The sequence below is a fragment of the Methanocorpusculum vombati genome (assembly GCF_026891935.1).
GTDB classification, from domain to species: Archaea; Halobacteriota; Methanomicrobia; order Methanomicrobiales; family Methanocorpusculaceae; genus Methanocorpusculum; species Methanocorpusculum vombati.
The window spans coordinates 1-19879 of record NZ_JAPTGC010000018.1 but is presented as its reverse complement, the minus strand read 5'-3'; the positions used below and the strand labels follow the sequence as shown (position 1 = coordinate 19879).

Sequence of the window (19879 nt, the reverse complement as noted above, 5' to 3'; positions counted from 1 at the left end):
AGTGGGAGCTTCGCGAGCATTTGCCGTCGCGCTTGCGACAGCAACGCCGCCCGCCCAGCTCTGGGCGGGATGGCGAGCGACGAAGAGCAAATGCGACGAGCGAAGCAGCGCCGTTAGGCGCATCTGCGAAATCTCGCGTTTTCTTTCCGCATCCTGCCCACTCACCACTAACTCATCTACAATGTCCTGAAAAAACTACAAAGTACAAAGTACTTTCGTCACATCACATCGAAAAAGGCTAAAGAGAAATTCTCAAGAAAAAAATTAGTTCTGCGGACGACAGTCATCGCAGAAGTATTCAACGGACGGTTCCGGCTCAAAGAGATCGCCCGAGACGATCTTTCTGCCGCCTGCGGTAAATGTTTTGCCGCAGACCCTGCACCGTTTCTCTGCGGTTTTTTCCTCCGGTGTCATCCGTGCAGTAAAGGAGAATGCTGTTGTTTTACCGCTTTTTACCGGAATATTTTCCTGCTCGCAGACCCGTGAGGCAATCCGGTATGCGGCAAGGGGGGCAGCACCCAGATCCATCAGCCAGGAGAGGAGCGTCCGCTGCAGGTTCTGCGTGAGCATCCATGCGAGTTCTTCATCACCGGTATCGGTGACCACTTCATCCATATCCTCCGGTGCGAGACGATAGCCGCAGAGAGGACATTTGTTTCCGATGAGTTCCTCTTTTGCCATCTCTTCAAAACAGCCGGGACAGATGATCTGTTTGACTTTGCTGCCGGTTTCGGACGGCGGAAGTGTGCTTCCCCCGTTTCCGTTCGGGGAATCGCCGCTGCTGCCAGACGTCATATATATTGGACCTCCATTCTTTTGTTCACGTGGGGCTAATGCACGTGGGGATTGTTTCGCGGGAGTAGTTCTCGCGGGCGTTCAGGTACCGTATGCTTTGGTACGGTTAGATTAGTAGTGTGGCATGTGACATAATACGTCTTCTCATTGAGATGCAGGATCTTTTTTCACGGGCTTGTGATGGACGAAATATTCCCGTACACCCGCAGGGCCTGCACATCTGTGTGTCTCACGGAGTCTCTTTTATGTATATCAATATGTGGTTTATCATTCGCCGTTTTTTTGTGATGAAGCATGTTTCACAGGATGTTTGCCGGATTTTTCCGGGTTACGGGCTGTGATGGGATGCGCAGTCCTTCCCCGGAGTTATGAAGAAAAAATGTCCGGAAATTTTTCACCGGAATCCGGTCCTGCGACGTTGCTTCACTCTTCTGTTCCGGGATTTTAGGTGTTGCCCATAACGTCCTGATACCCACGGAGAACACTGAAAGAAAAAATGTCACGGAACAGTTCGTGAACAACACGGAAAATAATGCGTTGCATGGAAATTCTGTGATGTTCACGAACTGTTCCGTGATGTTTTTGTTTCCGTGTGTTTCGTGTCTTCCCGCGGGAGCGGTGAGCACGGCAGAGCCCGTGCGAATCGTGGGCTGAAAATCGATCAACGACGATCATTTGCAGGCAATAAACGAATTTATGGGCAACGCCGATATTTTAGATTCATTTATATATGTCTAAAAAATTAGTTACAATACATTAATATATTATATTTAATGAATAGTAAGGAACGGTATGTGGTAAGAATCGTATGCCGAAATATTCTGGGTGATATAAGATGAAAAAACCTGTAACAAAACGTGGCGTTTTGCCCCTTCTTCTCCATAACGGGAGCGGATTAACGACTGTACTGCTTGCTCTCGCACTGGCCGTCTGTCTGCTTGCAGTTCCGGCAGCGGCAGCCCCGTGTAATGCATGTCTGGGGGAATGTGATTGTGGAGCTGGATGTGCAACTGGCTGTAGTCCGGAGTCCTGTGGTAACCGGTGTTTTGCTGACGTCTGTCCCTGTAAGACGGCCCCGGCACCCCTCATTCTCAGTACCGGGGAAGGTAACGGCTATCCCAATCCGATTATCACTCCCGCTGATGAATTTGGTCATGCCGGATTTGACCCGAACTCCCGGCACGGATTCCGCACATCCGGCATCATTCATGCTGCTCTCGACCCTGTGGCAGCAGGGGAAGAGGAAAACATCAAACTCTGGTGGGATGAAGACACCCGGAGTCAGCGGGGAGCCGAAGACTTTGCCCGGTCGCGATCCATGTGGCGGGACATCCCCGCCGGGTACGGATACCTGCAGAGCATGCTGAACTTCCTGGAAGGACCCGACGGCTACACCGGCGGTGCAACCGTGACCCTCAAGGTCGCCAAATCCCAGGTAACCGACCGCGGCTACCAGCTTACCGACATCACGGTTGTACAGTTCCGCAACATTACCTCCAACACCACCCCGATCGCCTTCCCGTATGAGGAAACCCTCCGCCTCGCGGTTGTCCTTGAACAGAAACTCCGGACCGACAAGGAAAATCCTGCCGGAGTTCTGAACGCCATTGACACTATCCGGAAAGAACTTGACTCGATTCAGGAGAATGCAGGAGGCAGTCCCGTTGATCAGGAGAAAGCCCGCGACCTGTACCGGCAGATGTACGATCTCGTCCGGGCACACTATCCCGATTACGTCATCAATGCCTGGGTAAAAGTACCGGCCCGTATCCTCTTTGATGACGAGACGGTTAATGACAACCGTGAGAACTGGGGCTCCGTCATCCTTCAGGCCGAACTCTCCGAACTGGACGGTCCGGTGACCATCATCTTCCTGAAAGGAAATGATTTAACCACCGCTCTTGAACGGCCCGTCGGGGCATAACCCCTTCACTTTTTCTTTTCTCCTTTCCGTGTCCGCCGTACTTCAGACGAAAGTATGGTCTGACAAAACTCTTTCGTTCGTTTTTTTGAAAATCTGTTTCCCGCTATTGCGAAAAATCCGCAAACACCTCATTCACCGCACCCGGCACCACCGTCACCGCAAACATCCGCGATCTCCCGTCCGGAGACACCACCGAAATCTCCTGTCTGCCTGAGGGAAAACCCGCATACACCACCGGCGTCCGATCCCCGGTATCCCGCCCGTACATCACCACCCGGGACCCCGGCACACTCGAATTCACCGCCACATACCCCGACGCATACTCCTGCATCGTTGGCATCACAATCGTCATCTCCCGTCCCGTCCCGCCAAAGGACACCTTCTGCACCTCCGGCAGGAACCCGGGCTTCGACACCATAATCGCATGAAACCCATCCGACACATTCCGAATCGTCCACGGGGTCGTATATCCGGTTGCAAACCCGTCCACAAAAATATCCGCACCCGACGGCTGCGACATCACCCGGACATCATGCCAGACCACCTCCCGGCCATCCAGCTCCATCTCCGACCAGTTCCCCGCACCCCGCGGAAACGACACAATTCCCTCCGGTGTCAGTACCGACACAAACGTCGCAGACACCGGCCACTCCCGTTTCCCGGGCAGAACCCCGGCCGACAAAAACCCGTCCACACTGTACCGCATCCCCGCATACACATCCGACGAAACCGACAGATTCTCCCACGGATCTCCCGCCCCGAACATATAATACAGCGGTGAAAACGCACCGGACATCACCGGAACCTCCCGCAAAATAGAGTCCCCCGACCCTCCCGCAGCCGTAATCTTTACCGTTCCCTCCGCCAGCCCCGGAACCACATACGGACTCTCCACCATATTCCGGATAACACTCCCCGTCCCTGACCGCACTGCATTCTGCATCCTCCCGAACACCGAAACATACACCGCCCGCTCCGACGCCTCAACGACCGCAAACCCCGTGCCGCTCAGAATCCCCGCATTCAGAAACCTCCCCGTACCCTGCTCCGGGGAAATCCGCAGTTCAACCGTCGTATTCCCTGCAACCGTCACCTGCGTTGCACTCACCCGGCCGTACGAACTCTCCGCCCCGATTGTATGATTTCCCCAACTTACCGGAATTACCGCCGGTGTTGCAGCCCCCGCATACTCCCCGTCCACAAGAACCGCCGCAAACGGCGGATCCGACAGCACCTCAACCATACCAACCCTCTCTTCTCCGGAAGAATCATCCGTTCCCTCCGTGTCCGGCACATATGACGGCACCGGACTTCCGTCATCCGTATCCGGCACCCCGCTTACGCACCCTGCCGCAGCTGCAACCGCAAGTATGCACAAACATATCCGCACAACCTGCAAAACCCCTGCCATCACCGTGTCGCCCCGGTCCCCTTCTCAAACCGCACCTGCAAATACCGCATACCGGGAGAATACACCGGTGCCGTAATCAGACGTTCACTCTTCCCCGCAGACACCACCGCCCTGTCTCCCAGACAAATCTCTCCTCCCTCCGGCATTACAACAGCCCCCTGCCGCTTACCGTACATCGTAACCAGCCCGCCCGACACATCCAGGATCCGTGCAGCAACTCCGCAGACCGGACTCGTCAGACGCACCAGTCCGCCCGACACCGCAACCCTTCCCGACTCCGGACCCGCCTCCACAGAACAGGACTCTCCCGAAACCCGCACAATACCCTGCCGGATTACCACGTCGCCCTTCCGTGCAGCAACTCCGCATGACCTCCCTTCCGGTTCCGTCATCAGGCACACAATCGACACCGCCCCTCCGTCAAACACAATTGAACCTGACTCCGAACAGACTCCTTCCTTCCCGCCCTTCAGCGTCAGCGCGGAAGACACAAACGATATATCCTGCCGGACCCGTATCCCGGTCTGTTCTCCCGTCACCTGCAGAATCATCCTGTCCACAACCGCACTGCCCTGAATCACACATCCTTCCTCTCCGGTCACCTCCGTAATCCCATGGCTCAGAGAGACATCTCCCGCTACCACCAGCCCCTTTTCCTGTCCCGAAAAAATCTGACGGCCTGTGGTGACCCGGAAATTCCCGCCAACCATCACTGCCGTCCTGCCCGACATCTCGCACGACCCGGATACTATCTCCATGTTTCCGGCATCCACAAACAGCCCCCCTTCCTTCCCGGATGCAGAAAATCTGCATCCGCTACCATCCGGCGAGAAAAGCAGATCCCCGCGGCAAACCCTCATTGCTACCCCCTCCTCGGCATATACTGACACCGAATTGCGCGAGATCGTGCACTTCCCCGCAATCTGAATGCCTGCCTGCACCCCGGAAACCGAAATAATTCCCCCGTCCCAGACACACGTATTCCTGACTTTTACCCCGGTCTGCCCCGCTGCATGGAACTGGCCGCCGGAGATCGTACAAACCCCGTCCAGAACCACTCCGAACGCATCACCCGTCGCAGTAAAACTTCCCATGTGCATCCGGAACGAACCGTCTACCTGCAGGGCAGTAGAACCAAAGAACTTCATCTCCCCGTCATGCAGACGGAAATCCCCGCCGGTCACACATCCCGTCTCGCTTCCGTCTGCAAACAAAATCCCTCCGTGCATCTCCAGACTTCCGGAGACCCGCACTCCGGTCTCTGCCGAAACCTCCATAACCCCGCCGGAGATCAGCAGTCCCCCCTCGTCAATCTGCACCCCGGTATCTCTTCCCGCAATCCGCAGACCGCCTCCCGACATTCTGAGCATCCCGTGTCTGACACGTACTGCCGGACCCCATACGCAGTCAGCCTGTACCATGCCCCCTTCAATTGAAGAAGAATCCGCCAGGTACACCCCGTACTGGGTTGCATGCACCGTCAGAACTCCGCCCAGAACATGCAGACCTCCGGTCGTCGAACAAAGACCCGTTTGTGCCGCATCAGCACTCACCAGAGCATTGTCCTTAATTAGTATCTGCCCGTTTGCCCGTATCCCGGTTTTTGTCTCCGAAACCGTAAGACTGCTGCAGGCAATGGTCAGCGCCCCGCTCTCAACCCGGATACCCGTATCCGCACCAAAAAGCAGCAGCCCTCCTCTTCCGGATATCAGAAGATCCCCTTCCTGCACCCGCAGACATGCATCATGACCTCCGGACACGGCATTCTCCGTATCATCCTCCAGTACCAGCGTCAGATCCCCGGAAACCTCAATCGCCGACCCCTGGTATCCGCTGAGTGTAAGCTTCCTTTCCTCCGGATTCCAGGACCAGCCGCGACCGTGGGCATCCGCTCCCGCCGCATACACCATCCCGTCAACCCGCAGAATCATCTCCGGGAGATCACAGTGTATTCCCTTTCCCTGTTCATAGAATGCATCTGCTTCCCGGACGGTATGACAGGCTGCATCTCCGCACTCCGCACACAGGCGTTCATAGATCAGAATCCTGCGGAACTGTGAGTCATCAGCCACCGCTGCGTTGTCACACAGATCGCCTGCCGTTTCAAACTCCCCGCATCTCCGGAACAGATCCGCCAGCACCACTATCAGATTGTCAGCCGCCGGATCGGGCAGCTGATCAACTGATGCAAGAAGCGCATCAATCGCTCTGCCGCGGAACCGGCACGCCTCCTCTTCTTCACCCGCATCATCGCACATCCAGGCAAGATGCAGATACTGCTTGGCAGCCTCAGGATATTTTTTGCTGTATTCATAGAGAAAACCCGCACGCTGCATCCGTGACTTTGGACCTGCGGCAAGAAGAGCACGATACGCATCGCCGGCAATGACCTCCTCCAAACCCGCGGGAGCCTGGGAGATGTCCGGTGCCGCATATCCGCAGTGCGGACACTCCTCCAGGGTCTGAAGATATGCCGTCCGGTTTGCGCCTGCCGGTCTTCCGTCCAGATCTGCATCTGAATCCGTGCAGGGAAACGGCAGAGACACTGTCGCATCCTGAACAGAACTTTTTTTGCAGATAGAACAGGTTTTCTCAGATCTATTCTTCATATATAAATAGGTAAATCTTTTCCGTAACGATATATGTAATTTATTATTCGGCCGGTACGGTGTTTTCGTCAGTAGTGTCCTGGCGGTTCAGCAGAAACCCAAACGTACAGAGTGAACCTCCAAACAGCAGAAGAATCATGCCGACGTAGAACGGACTCACAAACGGCACGAGCATATTCACCCCGAACATCGCGGATAACATCCCGCAGAGCAGGCAATTGAACCGGAGCAGCCGCGTCCACCGGATACGGACACAACCCGAATACATGTTGACCGCCCCCGCCGTAATACTCAGAACCGCAATCAGCAGACAGATCCCCCACTCCAGAAATCCCGGAATACAGCAGGACAAAATCCCAAGACCGGTACCGGCAAACCCGATCAGCAGAACCGGCACGCTTCGGGGGACATATCCGAGAGGAGTACTGCCTGCGGAAAGAAACTGCAGGAAAAACATAATCACCAGCAGCCCGTACACCCCGTTTAGAGAAACGGGATACCCGAAAACGGAGAGAGTCACCACGATCCCAAGCAGAAAAAGCAGGAATCCCACAGTATATACCGTTAAAATGCCGGGAGAAAATACCGGGACACGGTAAAAAAAGTCAGAGGGTTTCCCGCGAGTCATGTACTCTTCTCTTTTTTCCAGAAATTTATACTTATGTAATACCCCCGGCATATCCGGGGACAGATCCCCTCCCACTCTCCGGGACCTTGGAAAGATACCATCTCCCCCGCACACCAACAGATTAACCCGCAATCAGCACCTAACTATCTTCATACTCATGTCGCAACTCCGTTGTCCGCAGTGCGGTGCTCCGGTCATTGCTGAACACGCAAAGCAGTACACCACCTGTGAAAACTGCGGAACCGTTATCTACATTGATCGAAGCAGCGTCATCTTCAACTACATCATGCCCTTCATCCTCGATGAAGACAAGGCACGTGCCGTCTTCCGCCGGTGGTGTGCAGGCCCGTCTCTTGCAAAAGATCTTGAACGGGAAGCAGAGATAACCTCTGTTGAGAAGATTTACTTCCCCGTCTTCCTCTTCCGCCGCGTTGTCGGTGGTCAGGAGAAATCCATCATCAAACCTGCCAAAGGAACCACGCTGCCCGGTTTGCAGAGTCAGGTGATCCCGCCGGGTGACCTCCGGGTGTTTGACTCCGCTGTTTCCACCCGGGGTGCTGAAGTTATCCCGCCTGAGATCAGTGTTGAGACCTATCTTCCAGACCTTCCCGGAACCGCAAAAGAACAGGCACTCCTCTATCTGCCGTTCTTCGTGTTCCGGTACCGGTATCAGGGAGCCGACTACGTCTCTGTCATGGGGGGAACGTCCGGGCGTGTGCACACCTCCGGGTTCCCCGGACGATCCGCAGCCCCGTATGCACTTGTTGTCGGCGGCGGATTCCTCCTTGCATTTGTTGGGGGTATCCTCGGATTTATCACAACGCCGCTCTTCTATGTCCTTGTCTTTGCAGGAGCTGCCCTTGCCATGCTGACCGGGCGTGCCGTCGTCCGCACGCCGGAAGGAGGTGACAGCGAATGAGCGGTGCACCAAATCTCCTTATCGGACTTTCCTGTCCCGGCTGCGGCGGTACCATTGAGATAACCGAGGGAAGCAGACTTGCCTTTTGTCCCTACTGCGGTTCGGCCCTTGCCATCACCGCCGATGATGCAGGCGTTACCCGCCTTATGTACAAAATGGAGGTCACTGAACCCGATGCGGAGCGTGCCGCCCGCAAATGGTTCGGGGCATTTCCCAAAGCCCGCGACCTTGCCGCAACCGCTGTTATCACCGAGATCTTCCCGATGTATCTCCCCTTCTGGCGCATGGTCGGGACCGGTAAGGGAATTGCCTGCGGTTACTCCACCCACACCGATAAAGACGGTCACACGCAGACAACCTATCATGAGGACAGCTCTGATGCCGAGTATCTCTGGAGCGTCATTGCCTGTCAGACCGGCGACCTTGGTATCGTCACACCGCCGGAACCAAACGGCAGACTCCTGCCGTATACCGAAGGCGACATTCCTGTCTTTGAAACCACCTCCTCGCGGGATGAAGCCTACGACCAGGCCGATACTGATATCCGAATGGAAGCACACCGGCGCGCTTCCTCCGGCATTGAAACACTCACGTTCTCCAAAACATTCTGTATCCCCCGTGAGTTCTCCCTCCTCTACTACCCCTACTGGATTATCCGGTACCAGTACCGCGAACGTGACTACTTCGTCGTCTTAGACGGCGTCTCCGGCAGTCCGGTCTCCGGGCGTGCACCGGGCGATCAGACCTATCAGGCAATTGCTGCGGGTCTCGGCTCCGGGTTCGGTGGTCTGTTTGCCGGTTTTGGTATTGCGTATGTGCTGTTCTCTGACTCTGAATATGCGCTCGCCGGTCTTGCCGGTTTTGTCATCGGCATCATTCTCGTTCTTGCGGGATACTGGGTGTTCCGGTTCGGGTCTGAGGTCACCGAAGGAAAACTCACCGGCGGTATATCATTCTCACTGAAAGGATTTGGACAGAAGACTGTCCGGGAGATTGAACGATAACATGGCAATGATGGTGAAAAATCTCAAATGCAGCAGCTGCGGTTCCCCGCTCAAAGCAAAGGAGGCAGACCTTGTTCTCTTCTGCACCTCCTGCGGAAAAACAATGGAGTTTCTGGACAGTGATGTCGGCGAGGTCTCGCCGCACATTCTTGCACCGGATCGCGAGGACAAAGATCTTGTCTATCTTCCGTTCTGGGGAATCGATGCGGAGGTCGATGTGACGCATGAAGATACCGTCGGCGGTTTCCTGCGCCTTACCAAAAAACCGATGCGGGGTGCCTGCCGGTTCTATGTCTGCGCCGCAGACCTGCTCCCGAGAAAAACTGCGGGATGGAATCTTGAGTTTACCCGCAACTTCCCCAAAGCTGCCGAGGCTGCTGATTTCCGCAGAATCCCCCGTATGCCTGCACTGAAAAATTCCCGGACTGCGGAGAAGGATGCCGAGTTCCTGTTCCTCAAGCATGAGATCGATCTCTCCGGAACGCTGCAGGAACTGGAGTACACCTTCTCCATTCTCGGTCATGAACTGTATTATATTCCGTTCCTGCGCCGCGGGGATGATCTCAGCCCTGCGGTCTGAGACATCTCCCTTTTTTACATCCTGTAGCCAAATAATAGTTTCAAGATGAGCCTTTCGCCCTATGTTACGATCATTCGTCCGGCAAACGCGGTTGTTTCCGGCATCACCGCAGTCATTGCCTATCTGATCGCATCGGGAACGAACCTGCTGTCCGCGTTTCTGCTGTTCTTCATTGTAACCGTCATCTGCGGTGCGGGAAATGTGCTCAACGACTACTTTGACCGGGATATTGATAAAATCAACCGGCCGGACAGGCCGATTCCGTCCGGTGCCGTCACACCCGGAAGTGCCGCGGTGTGGGCAGGTATTCTGTTCATCCTGGGAATTCTTGCAAGTCTTGCCACCAACCTCTGGTGTCTTGCAATCGCTGTGTTTAACTCCCTCCTGCTGGTAGCCTATGCCGCGAAGCTGAAGAAGATGCCGCTGTTCGGCAACCTTTCGGTTGCCTATCTCTCCGGCAGTGTGTTTCTCTTCGGCGGTGTCCTCGTGGGTCCGGAGTCGTTTGCTGTCACCCTTCCGCTGTTTGCGATCACGTTCTTTGGGACACTCGCCCGTGAAATTCTCAAGGCAGCCGAGGATATCGAGGGTGATGCGGCAGGCGGGGCAACGACACTTCCGATGATTCTTGGCGTACAGAAGAGCGGATACCTTGCGGTTCTCCTCATCCTCTGTGCGGTTGCGGCAAGTGTTCTGCCGTATTCCCGCTGGGGTGCGGTGTATCTTGTCCTGATTGCGGTGATCGATCTCTTCATTCTTTCTGCTGCGGCAAAGTCCGTCCGCTGCAGAACACCGGCGGAACTGATTGCGGCAAAGTCCACGAGCCTGATTAAATACGGCATGTTTGCGGCACTCTTCCTGTTTCTTGTGATGGAACTGTGGTACGGCATCATTGCGCAGGCTCTGTGAGAAACGTGATGGACAACATATTAATACCGTGAGAAAGAAGGTTATTATACGTAACAGGGGTAATCAATGAAAGTTTTCGTAAAGGACACGACCTACTTGGCAGAACCGGGATCCTACTTTAAGGATTCGGTTAAAATTGACGGAGATTTCATTGTACCCCCCAAGACCCAGTTCTGGAAGGATCTTGTGGTGACCGGTCATCTTTCCCTGGGTGTCGGGTCGCGGGTTGGCGGGAACGTTACCTGTAACGGTGCGGTTATCTCCCGCGGGTGTCTGGTGGAAGGGGAACTGAATGCCGGGACTGATCAGCTGACGGTGTGCGACGGGGCACGGGTACGGGTTATCCGCTCGGAAGGAAATGTTCTGCTTCGTCCGGGGATCGTCTCTGATGAGGTGCACGGCGAAAATATTCTGGTGATGGGAAAAATTCACTGCGGGAAACTGATGGGCAGAAACACCCGCGTCATCACCAACTAAATTTTTTTCAAAAAAATTTGGCTGAATCTGTTTTGTTCGTCTCACAGACTTTTGTGAAAGATCAGCAGATCTTCAAACGTTTCGTCGGCTCTGCGGTAACCTCCCGGAATTGTTCCGATGATACTGAATCCGAGTTTGAGGTAGAGTGTGATTGCGCCATAGTTGGACTTGACCACTGCATTGTACTGCAGGCCCTTATAGCCGCACTCTTTTGCTTTTATGAGTGAGTCGGAAACGAGAACCTTTCCCGCCCCGCACCCGCGAAACTTTTTGGCAACACCGTAGGATGCGTTTGCCGTGTGGGAACAGCGGCCTGCATTATTGTCATGCAGAATATAAAATCCCGCAATCTCTCCGTTTACCGATGCAACCACCGTTGCCGTCTGGGAGAGAAAAAATGCGTCTCCCTCGTCGTTGGTGAAGGGAAATTCCTGGGGAAATGCGTTTGCATCGCGGACAATTTCATTCCAGATAGCGGTGACTGCTGCTTTGTCATCTGAGGTATAGGGTTTGCAGATGATCTCCATGGTTTTCTATACGCTGCACCGGTATTTATCAGAGTTGAAAATTTTTCGCGGGATGCTCAGGAATAAAGGTGCAACGCCCGTTTCCAGTAATCCTTTATAGCCGCCGATCAATGTATATAACTATTATTTATGGCTGAAGAGGGACGCAGTGCACAGGAATGGACAAAGCTTATCCTCCGCCGCATCCTCTTTCTCGGCGGCCCCATTGCCGTGTATGGTGTTTTCCTCTTTGCCATGTGGTTTGTGTACCCTCCGGCAACCGGTATCATCGGCCAGCCGAGTCAGGAGTATCTGACGCTGATCGGTCTCTTGTTTGCCTATCTTGTCCCGCCGTTCGGGAAAGAGTCTATTATTCCCATTGCTCTTGGTCTTGGGTATCCGATCTGGATCATCTGCTTTGGTATTATTCTGATGGACATGATGAGTTCTATTCTCATCGCCCTGAACTTCGATCTTCTGGAAAAGATTCCGTTTGTCGGCGGTCTCATCCGCAGGTTCATGGACGGGGCAAACAGTGTTCGCAAGAAGAAACCCTGGATTGAACAGCTTTCCCATCTGGGTCTCCTGATCTTCATGTACATTCCTCTTCAGGGTTCCGGCGCAACCAACACCACCATTCTCGGCAGACTGTTCGGTATGCGGGTCCGGACCGTGTTCTGGATTGTCACCGTCGGCAGTATCCTTTCCACGCTGTCGGTTGCATTCGGTGCAGCTGCGGTCATTGAACTGTGGAGGATCAATCCCTGGTTTGCCGTGTTTGCGGTTCTGGCGCTTGCCGCAGTGATCATCTCTGTTGTTCTGGTGTGGCGGAGATACACAAAACGGTTCTCTTTGGATACTCCTGTGTCTCTGTGTGATCCGGATGAGGAAGATATTCTTCCATGAATGCCAATATACAAAAAACCCCATGACGGAAGATGCGCTATCCCCCTATTATCAGCCGCCCCTCCGCGTCCGGCTCATTGCAACAGGAGGAATCCTTGCTGTTTTTGCCGGGATGCTTGGTTTCTTCTTTTTGACGATGCCGCTCAATCTTTTTTATGAGTTCATCGGTTTTCTGGGACTGTATATGATGCCCGGATTCGGGAAGGAAAGCATTATTCCTCTTGCAATGGCATTCGGTATTCCCTGGTGGCAGATTACCGCAGGTATTATTGTCGGCGATATGGTGCTTGCAATCATCATCGCCTACAATTTTGATCTGCTGCTGCGTATTCCCCTGATCGGACGGATTCTCCGCTACTTTACCTCCAAAACAAACGAAGTGCTCCAGAAGCATCTGTGGATCAAAGGTCTGTCGCTTATCGGTCTGTTCCTGTTTATGTACATCCCGTTCATGGGTTCGAGTGCGATCAATACTACTATTGTGGGACGCCTGCTCTCCGTCCCGCCGAAGACTCTTCTTACAATTGTGCTCACCGGCAGTATTCTTGCAACCCTGACTATGGCGGTTGGCATGCATGCGGTCCTTGAACTGTGGGCTGCTAATCCGTTGTATGCAGTTATCGCCGTGTTTGCGGTGATTGCGGCTGCTGTTGTCTGCTGGAAGCTCTGGCAGCGGTACACAGAGAAACGGTTTGGACCCGGTGAGTGACCGGAAAGGGAAAAGAGTTATTTGCAGGATTCGATGAACCGCTTTAACTCGATCTGTGCGGATTTTGAAACGTCTACGTACTCCACGAACTGTTTTATCTTCTGAATTGTTTCGGCGTTGAGTTCATGTTCCATAAAACAGGCATCTTTGGTTGCGATATCTTCCGGAACTGCGATCAGCCGGAGAAATCCGACCAGTACATCATGGCGGTACTTGATCTGCTCGGCTATGGTTCTGCCGGTGTCCGTAAGTGTTACCCCTTCATACTTGCGGTACACAACCAGTTTTTTCCGATCGAGTTTTGCAAACATCTCCACAACCGAGGGAGGTGAGAGCTCCAGTTCGTCTGCAACATCCCGGGTTTTCGCATAGCCTTTCTCCCGTGAGACGTTGAGGATTGCCTCAAGGTAATCCTCCTCTTTCATGGTGAGGCGTTTGCAGTGTGTTGTTTGCGGCATCGCATCCATGTAGTATATCATTTATCATGGGAGATTATGAGCGTTTGCTTTAGAAATTTTTCGGATATTTTGAAATAATCCGAAACATCTTCGGCAAGTTCAGGCAATCCTAACATTGTTAGGGGGCAGGATATACGCTCCTAACAGGATACACTTGTATATGCAAATGACATCTCAATCAGTTGCGTTGGACTGTATTCCTTGTGGGTCTCAGGCAACGGTAGTGTCTCTCCGTCACGGAGCTGAGATTACCAGACGTTTGCTTGAACTGGGGGTTACCCGGGGAACTCATCTGACGGTTCTTGGGAAAGCACCTCTTGGGGATCCCATGTTTGTACGTATTCGCGGTTGCCAGATCGCGATGAGAATAGCAGAAGCCGGACAGATTTCTGTGGTGAAGGACGGGGTCTGGACACTTGCCGCAGTTCCCGCCGGGCACACTGTCCGCGTTACGGAGGTCCTGCCTGACACCGGGATTACCTCCCGTCTTCTTGAACTGGGCGTGACGAAAGGGAGCAGCATCCGTATTCTCGGCGCTGCTCCGCTTGGGGATCCGATGACCATTTCGGTTCGCGGATGTCAGTTCGCTATCCGTCGTCATGAGGCAGAGAATATTCTGGTGGAGTTAGCTGCATGAGTGAGAAGCGGGTTGTAGTGGCTCTTGCCGGAAATCCAAACTGCGGTAAGACAACACTTTTCAATAATTTAACCGGTATGCGCCAGCATGTGGGTAACTGGCCGGGAAAGACTGTTGCCATTGAGCGAAAGGACGGTAAGGCAACATATGATGGTACGACGCTTGAGATTGTGGATCTTCCGGGAACGTACAGTCTGAGCAGCAGGTCCCTTGAAGAGGAGATTGCCGTTGAGTATCTGATCACCGAAAAGCCGGATGTGGTGGTGAATATTATTGATGCCGCCCATCTTGAGCGGAATCTGTACCTGACGCTCCAGTTAATCGAGCTGGGTGTTCCGCTGATTGTGGCGCTGAATCTGAACCGATATGCTGATTCCGAGGGTGTCATTATTGATACCAAGAAACTGTCTGATATGCTGGGTGTTCCGGTCGTCCGTATTGAGGCGATTGACAACACCGGTAAGGATCAGCTGATTCGGGAGATCCTCGGGGGTGCTGGCCCTTCGACGCATCCTCCGCACTACGGCGATGAGGTGGAGAAACATCTTGCAGAACTGACGGAGGCACTGCCGGATTATTCGCGCTGGGATATTATCCAGAGTCTGATCCATGGTGCGTCAGAGGATATGCCGGCTGCGGCAAAGTCCCGGATTGAATCGACCAGAAAACACCTGACGGAGATGTTTGGAACATCAACGCAGGAGATCTTTGCGGATCAGCGTTACGGATATATTGCAGGTATCCTTCACGATGCAGTTCATTACCACAAAGATTCCGGTGGTAAGAATCAGTCGGAGCGTATTGACCGGTTTGTTACCAACAAGTGGCTGGGTTTTCCGATCTTTCTTCTGGTGATGTACGGGGTGTTTCAGATCGTGTTTACGATTGCAACCCCATTCATGGATCTGATTGAGACGGTCTTCGGCGATGCTGCTGCGTTTGTGAGCGAATCGCTTGGTTCCGGCATGCCGGACTGGGCTGTGTCGTTTATCTGTGACGGGGTGATCGGCGGTGTCGGGTCGGTAGTGGTTTTCCTGCCAAACATTCTGCTTCTGTTCCTGCTCCTGGCAATCCTTGAGGATTCCGGATATCTGGCACGTGTTGCGGTTATCATGGACAGGATTATGCACAAAATTGGTCTGCACGGAAAATCATTCATTCCGATGATTCTCGGGTTCGGATGCAGTGTTCCGGCGGTTATGGCTGCCCGTACGCTGGAGACGGAACGGGAACGCAAACTGACGGTTCTGATGACGCCGTACATGTCCTGTTCTGCGCGGCTTCCGGTGTTTATTCTGCTGGTCGGTGCGTTCTTTGCTCCGCAGGTTCAGGGTCTTGTGATGTTTTCGCTGTATCTGCTGGGTATTCTTGTTGCACTGATTGTGGGTCTTATTCTGCAGAAGACGGTGATGAAGGGCGAGTCGTCATCCTTTGTGATTGAGATGCCTCCTTACCGCATTCCGACCGTGAAAGGTGTGGTTATTCATGCGCTTGAACATGGTGGTCTGTTCCTGAGAAAGGCGGGACTTATCATTTTCCCGGCGGTTCTTTTGATCTGGCTGCTTGCAACTCTTCCCTACGGTGTTGAGTACGGGTCGTCTGAGTCTGTCATTGGTATGATTGGTTCGGCTATTGCTCCGATCTTTGAGCCGCTCGGCTGGGGTATTCCGGAGGCTGCGGTTGCTGTCCTTATGGGTCTGCTGGCAAAGGAGACGGTTGTGGCTTCCTTTGGGACGCTCTTCGGTGTTGGCGAGGAGATGCTCGGCGGTACTCTGGCGAGTGTGTTTACTCCGCTGTCGGCGTATTCGCTGATGGTGTTCGTACTGCTCTATATGCCCTGTCTTGCGGCGATGCTGACGGTTAAGCAGGAGACTTCCTGGAAGTTTGCCACGGGGGCTGCTGTGCTGATGTGCGTTGTTGCCTGGATTGTTTCCTGTGTTGTCTATCAGGGAGGGGTTCTTCTTGGATTCGGGTGATCCTGTCTGGACGGTACTGTTTGTGCTGATAGCCGTGGTGATTGTCATCCTGTTTGTGCGGATGGTGAAAAAGAATCTGTGTGATGCGGGTTCCTGCTGCGGCTGCTGTCACAAGTCAGGGGGGAAGGATGGGGGGTGCAGTCACTGCAAAGGGACATCCCATCACCATTCTCCTTTGAAGAAGTAAGTTTTCTTTTTTTGCAGGGTCTGTTTTTTGGGGGATGGTGTGGTAAAGCCGGATGTATTTGGGGAGGACTTTGTAGGGGATGGTGTTTTTTCGCGGCTGCTTTGGATTGCTTCGTACGTTGCAAGCTGGGTCAGGGGTCACTGAAGGGTTGTTGCCGGGATATGTGTTGTGCCGGCAAGTTCTTCTCTGTCATCGTAGTAGGGGGAGACAGAGAGGTTGTCCTGAGGGGAGTACTGACGGTTCGGGTCGTCTGCTGCAGCGCCGGGACTTCCCACGGAAAACAGTAGTGTCAGGATAATTATGTGCAGGTGTTTGTTCATTCCACGATTCGAACGGCCGGAGCCGTGCGAATCGTGGGCTGGAATTCGAGCAGTGACGATCATTTACAGGCAATAAACAAATTCTGGCGGTACGCCGGGAAATGTTCGTTACAAGTCGCGGTTGTTTTCCGGGTTCTGTCCTTCGGTTTCTTTTTTGTTCTGTTTTCCTTCTTCAAGGATATGGTTGTAGAGGAGAATGTAGTCGGGAATTACACTGTAGTGAATGGTGTTTCTGTCACGCGTACTTTTGATTATTTCATATTTTGCGAGTTGTGCAAGATGCCATTGCAGTGTTGTCTTGGGGATTTTTGTTGTTTCATGGAGTTCTTTCTGGGAGATTCCGGGGGTACTGATGATGGTTTCAAAGATTTTCTGCGGTTTTTCCCGGGTTGCGACTTTGCGCAGGAATCCGTTGATTTCATCTTCTGGTATGCTGGCAATGTAGTAGCGGGTCGTGCCGTTGCGTACACTTTTCTGGATTTTTGCATTCAGGTCCAGACGGTGAAGGTTGACGGAAACGGATCCGCGTGAGTGACCGGTGAGTTCCTGGAGTTCGGATAGTGTTGTGCCGGGATGTTCTTTGATGGTGTTGTAAAGAATCATTGTGCGGGATTTTGGGTCGTCGGGCAGTTTTCCGCGGGTGGTGAGAAGAGTGAGGGCACCGGCGCCGAGAACAATTGTTAAGAATGCGAGGCATTCAATGACTAATAATGGAGGGAAGCCATATGTTCGAGTGTAACCGAGTGTGAGGATATATCGTAGTTCATTCAGTGGGTTTCTCCAGTTTACTTCTTTTATTACAAATGAATCTCCTTCGCCGCTAAATTCAATCGGGGCCGGGTGTACTGTTACGTCATCCAGTGACGAGTAGTAATGCATAGTCTGATCATTTGCAGATACGGTAATGATCGGGGAGACAATCAGTAAAAACAGGAAAGTAATTAGTGCGATATATCTCATGTATTTTTACCGTTAAGAATATGTTGCTGTAATGGTAAATGATTGCGATCCGTTTACGGATTTTCCATTTATGTAGAAGGTCCAGTCACCACTGGGCACATTATTTGAGTCGAACTGTACCGGGATTATTCCGTTTGCTGTTGATGATTCGTAATAGTCATCAAATTCTCCATGGGTGACGCCCGGGGGACTAATTATTGTCAGTCCGAGGTTATTTGTTGTTGAGCTCCATGATAATCGGACTTTGAGTGTTGTTTTTCCCGCAGGCATGGGGTAGGAGTATACTTTGGTTTCTCCCTGGGTAATCGTGCCGGTAAGTGAGGCTTTTGTTTCAGGTATCGGGTCATAGAACGGAGAAACAACAACGTCAACAGTTTTCTTCTCTGTATCTTTCGCTGATGCGGCCGCCGGAATCGTACAGAATGCGATCACACAGAAGATCACAAGCACCACTGTTAATCCTTTCTTCATCCAATAAGTTTGTTCTCGTTTACTGCTTATAATAGATTTGAGCCAAAATTAGGTTTAGGTATTCCGAAAAGTCCTCTGCCGGGATCCTGCAACCACGCATATTTCTCATTCATTCCTGTTTTGTCCGATGTATTCGTAGATTTTTCGTTTGTTTTCCAAATCCAATGCATATGTCTGACAAAACCTAATTCGCGCTCAATATTTTTATATGTCATAAGGAGAATGCCGGAATCCCTGCAAAGATTTCAAGGGAAAAGAAAAGATGTGCCGGGTGTCCGGCGGGTATATGAGTATTATTCTTCCTTCTTCTCTTCGGCCGGTTCATCGACCTTGAGATTCGGGCGGGGGAAGGTCTCAACGAATTTGACCGATTCGATCTCCGGGAACAGGCCGAAGGCTTCCTGGGTGATCATGTATTCGGTCATCATCCAGTTCTGGTTGTACATTGCCATCATCGGCGGAACTTCAACGGAGATAAAGTTCTTGTGTGCGTTGCTGACCTTCATTTCGCGGCCGGTAAAGAGGCGGATGGTTCCTGCAAGTTTTTCGACCGGGTCTTCGACCATTGCTTCGATTTTGTAGACATAGGTGACTTCCTGGCCTGCGAGCGGGTGGTTGAAGTCTACCAGATAGCGGCTGCCGATCTTGTTTACTACTACGCCTTCACGTCCTTCCACTGTTACGCGGTCAAGCATCGAGACCTTCTGCGGCAGTGCTTTTTTGTCCACAGCTTTGAGTTCATCCTTTTTGTGCTCGCCGAATGCTTTTTCTGCCGGAACTACAACCGTGTATTCCTGGCCGATCTCTTTTCCGGCGAGATCTTCGTCCACGCCCGGAAGGACATGGCCTGCACCGACCTTTACTACAACCGGGCCGTACATTGCATTCTCGCGGAAGATTCCTGCCTTCTTTGCTTCTTCAGCATCCGTTGTATCAAACGGAGCACCGTTTACGGAACCGGTGTAGCTGAGTTTAATATAGTTGCCATTTTCAATAGCCATACGAATTCCCTATACTATGGGTATTCATACGTTAAGAGAGTTTCCCGGAGGCGGGCGTTGCTCCAAAAGTCCGAATAGTCCCTTACCCGCATGATCAAAATTTATCTGAATAAAAATACTCTGATTTTGGTTTTTCTTGGGGTAACTCCGGTATACACAGAATAGATGGAATTCCACCGAAAAATGTGGTGTGATTTTCAGGACATTGTAGGTGAGTGAGTGGTGAGTGGGCAGATTGGGAAAAGAGAACGCGAGATTTCGCAGATGCGCCTAACGACACAGAGTCGCAAGCCCGGAGGTCTTGCTCCGCTCCCCACTTCGTGGGTCGCCTTCGCTCGTCGCATTTGCTTTTCGTCGCTTGCCATTGTAGGTGAGTTAGTGATGAGTGGGCAGGATGAAAAAGGAAAACGCGAGATTTCGCAGATGCGCCTAACGGCGCTGAGTCGCAAGCCCGGAGGTCTTGCTCCGCTCCCCACTTCGTGGGTCGCCTTCGCT

General features: G+C 52.7%; 22 protein-coding genes. 12 read left to right on the top strand and 10 right to left on the bottom strand.

Annotated elements, in window-relative coordinates; genetic code table 11:
- A partial coding sequence (locus tag O0S09_RS09110; protein ID WP_268923662.1) for a hypothetical protein occupies nucleotides 1–190 on the top strand: 190 nt, incomplete at its 5' end.
- A 74-nt stretch (nucleotides 191–264) separates the two neighbouring features.
- Here the strand turns inward: O0S09_RS09110 and O0S09_RS09105 are convergent.
- Nucleotides 265–795 carry an snRNA-activating protein complex subunit gene (locus O0S09_RS09105; protein WP_268923661.1) on the bottom strand — a complete coding sequence of 177 codons (531 nt, stop codon included), beginning with the start codon at nucleotides 793–795 and terminating at the stop codon, nucleotides 265–267.
- A gap of 835 nt (nucleotides 796–1630) precedes the next feature.
- Here O0S09_RS09105 and O0S09_RS09100 point away from each other — a divergent pair.
- A complete protein-coding gene (locus O0S09_RS09100; protein ID WP_268923660.1) occupies nucleotides 1631–2719 on the top strand; it encodes a hypothetical protein in 1089 nt (362 codons plus the stop codon).
- Nucleotides 2720–2822: 103 nt separating this feature from the next.
- On the opposite strand, the gene O0S09_RS09095 is transcribed toward O0S09_RS09100, so the two are convergent.
- Genes O0S09_RS09095 through O0S09_RS09085 form a run of 3 tightly spaced genes read right to left on the bottom strand, consistent with a single transcriptional unit; the run spans nucleotide 2823 to nucleotide 7292 of the window.
- The gene (locus O0S09_RS09095) at nucleotides 2823–4130 is read right to left on the bottom strand and encodes a PEGA domain-containing protein (protein WP_268923659.1); all 1308 of its coding nucleotides are present in this window, start codon (nucleotides 4128–4130) and stop codon (nucleotides 2823–2825) included.
- On the bottom strand, nucleotides 4130–6739 hold the full coding sequence (locus O0S09_RS09090; RefSeq protein WP_268923658.1) for a tetratricopeptide repeat protein: 2610 nt from the start codon (nucleotides 6737–6739) through the stop codon (nucleotides 4130–4132). Before O0S09_RS09090 ends, O0S09_RS09095 begins: the two co-directional genes overlap by 1 nt.
- Before the next feature lie 43 nt (nucleotides 6740–6782).
- On the bottom strand, nucleotides 6783–7292 hold the full coding sequence (locus O0S09_RS09085) for a hypothetical protein (RefSeq protein WP_268923657.1): 510 nt from the start codon (nucleotides 7290–7292) through the stop codon (nucleotides 6783–6785).
- 232 nt (nucleotides 7293–7524) lie between these two features.
- On the opposite strand from O0S09_RS09085, the gene O0S09_RS09080 reads away from it, so the two are divergent.
- The 5 genes from O0S09_RS09080 to O0S09_RS09060 all read left to right on the top strand — a co-directional run bounded on the left by O0S09_RS09080 (nucleotide 7525) and on the right by O0S09_RS09060 (nucleotide 11253).
- Nucleotides 7525–8286, top strand: a complete 762-nt coding sequence (locus O0S09_RS09080) for a TFIIB-type zinc ribbon-containing protein (RefSeq protein WP_268923656.1) — start codon at nucleotides 7525–7527, stop codon at nucleotides 8284–8286.
- Nucleotides 8283–9290, top strand: coding sequence for a TFIIB-type zinc ribbon-containing protein (locus O0S09_RS09075; RefSeq protein ID WP_268923655.1), 1008 nt, complete (start codon nucleotides 8283–8285; stop codon nucleotides 9288–9290). The genes O0S09_RS09080 and O0S09_RS09075 overlap by 4 nt, the downstream gene beginning before the upstream one ends.
- A 1-nt stretch (nucleotide 9291) precedes the next feature.
- Nucleotides 9292–9870 (top strand): hypothetical protein, encoded by a 579-nt coding sequence (locus O0S09_RS09070; protein WP_268923654.1) that lies wholly within the window; start codon nucleotides 9292–9294, stop codon nucleotides 9868–9870.
- A 45-nt stretch (nucleotides 9871–9915) separates the two neighbouring features.
- A complete protein-coding gene (locus O0S09_RS09065; protein WP_268923653.1) occupies nucleotides 9916–10776 on the top strand; it encodes a geranylgeranylglycerol-phosphate geranylgeranyltransferase in 861 nt (286 codons plus the stop codon).
- A 66-nt stretch (nucleotides 10777–10842) separates the two neighbouring features.
- Complete coding sequence (locus tag O0S09_RS09060; RefSeq protein WP_268923652.1) at nucleotides 10843–11253, top strand: bactofilin family protein; 411 nt, start codon at nucleotides 10843–10845, stop codon at nucleotides 11251–11253.
- 41 nt (nucleotides 11254–11294) lie between these two features.
- Here O0S09_RS09060 and O0S09_RS09055 read toward each other — a convergent pair whose 3' ends face one another.
- Nucleotides 11295–11780: a GNAT family N-acetyltransferase gene (locus tag O0S09_RS09055; RefSeq protein ID WP_268923651.1), complete on the bottom strand. Its 486-nt coding sequence runs from the start codon at nucleotides 11778–11780 to the stop codon at nucleotides 11295–11297.
- A gap of 129 nt (nucleotides 11781–11909) precedes the next feature.
- On the opposite strand from O0S09_RS09055, the gene O0S09_RS09050 reads away from it, so the two are divergent.
- Nucleotides 11910–12665, top strand: coding sequence for a small multi-drug export protein (locus O0S09_RS09050; RefSeq protein WP_268923650.1), 756 nt, complete (start codon nucleotides 11910–11912; stop codon nucleotides 12663–12665).
- A 22-nt stretch (nucleotides 12666–12687) separates the two neighbouring features.
- Entirely contained in the window at nucleotides 12688–13374 is a 687-nt protein-coding gene (locus O0S09_RS09045) for a small multi-drug export protein (RefSeq protein ID WP_268923649.1), read from the top strand.
- Nucleotides 13375–13391: 17 nt separating this feature from the next.
- Here O0S09_RS09045 and O0S09_RS09040 read toward each other — a convergent pair whose 3' ends face one another.
- A complete protein-coding gene (locus O0S09_RS09040) occupies nucleotides 13392–13832 on the bottom strand; it encodes a metal-dependent transcriptional regulator (RefSeq protein ID WP_338148519.1) in 441 nt (146 codons plus the stop codon).
- A gap of 160 nt (nucleotides 13833–13992) precedes the next feature.
- Here O0S09_RS09040 and O0S09_RS09035 point away from each other — a divergent pair, with 160 nt between their 5' ends.
- From O0S09_RS09035 to O0S09_RS09025, 3 genes are read left to right on the top strand one after another with little or no spacing between them, the layout of a single operon-like run.
- Entirely contained in the window at nucleotides 13993–14469 is a 477-nt protein-coding gene (locus O0S09_RS09035) for a FeoA family protein (protein ID WP_338148518.1), read from the top strand.
- Nucleotides 14466–16445, top strand: coding sequence for a ferrous iron transport protein B (gene feoB, locus O0S09_RS09030; protein WP_268923646.1), 1980 nt, complete (start codon nucleotides 14466–14468; stop codon nucleotides 16443–16445). Before O0S09_RS09035 ends, feoB begins: the two co-directional genes overlap by 4 nt.
- Nucleotides 16432–16632, top strand: coding sequence for a hypothetical protein (locus O0S09_RS09025; RefSeq protein WP_268923645.1), 201 nt, complete (start codon nucleotides 16432–16434; stop codon nucleotides 16630–16632). The genes feoB and O0S09_RS09025 overlap by 14 nt, the downstream gene beginning before the upstream one ends.
- A gap of 137 nt (nucleotides 16633–16769) precedes the next feature.
- Here O0S09_RS09025 and O0S09_RS09020 read toward each other — a convergent pair whose 3' ends face one another.
- From O0S09_RS09020 to O0S09_RS09005, 4 genes are all read right to left on the bottom strand, one after another.
- Nucleotides 16770–16952, bottom strand: coding sequence for a hypothetical protein (locus O0S09_RS09020; RefSeq protein ID WP_268923644.1), 183 nt, complete (start codon nucleotides 16950–16952; stop codon nucleotides 16770–16772).
- Between the two features lie 108 nt (nucleotides 16953–17060).
- Nucleotides 17061–17912, bottom strand: a complete 852-nt coding sequence (locus tag O0S09_RS09015) for a winged helix-turn-helix transcriptional regulator (protein ID WP_268923643.1) — start codon at nucleotides 17910–17912, stop codon at nucleotides 17061–17063.
- 12 nt (nucleotides 17913–17924) lie between these two features.
- Complete coding sequence (locus O0S09_RS09010) at nucleotides 17925–18383, bottom strand: hypothetical protein (RefSeq protein ID WP_268923642.1); 459 nt, start codon at nucleotides 18381–18383, stop codon at nucleotides 17925–17927.
- Nucleotides 18384–18676: 293 nt separating this feature from the next.
- Nucleotides 18677–19384 (bottom strand): FKBP-type peptidyl-prolyl cis-trans isomerase, encoded by a 708-nt coding sequence (locus O0S09_RS09005; RefSeq protein WP_268923641.1) that lies wholly within the window; start codon nucleotides 19382–19384, stop codon nucleotides 18677–18679.
- Nucleotides 19385–19879 lie beyond the last annotated feature (495 nt).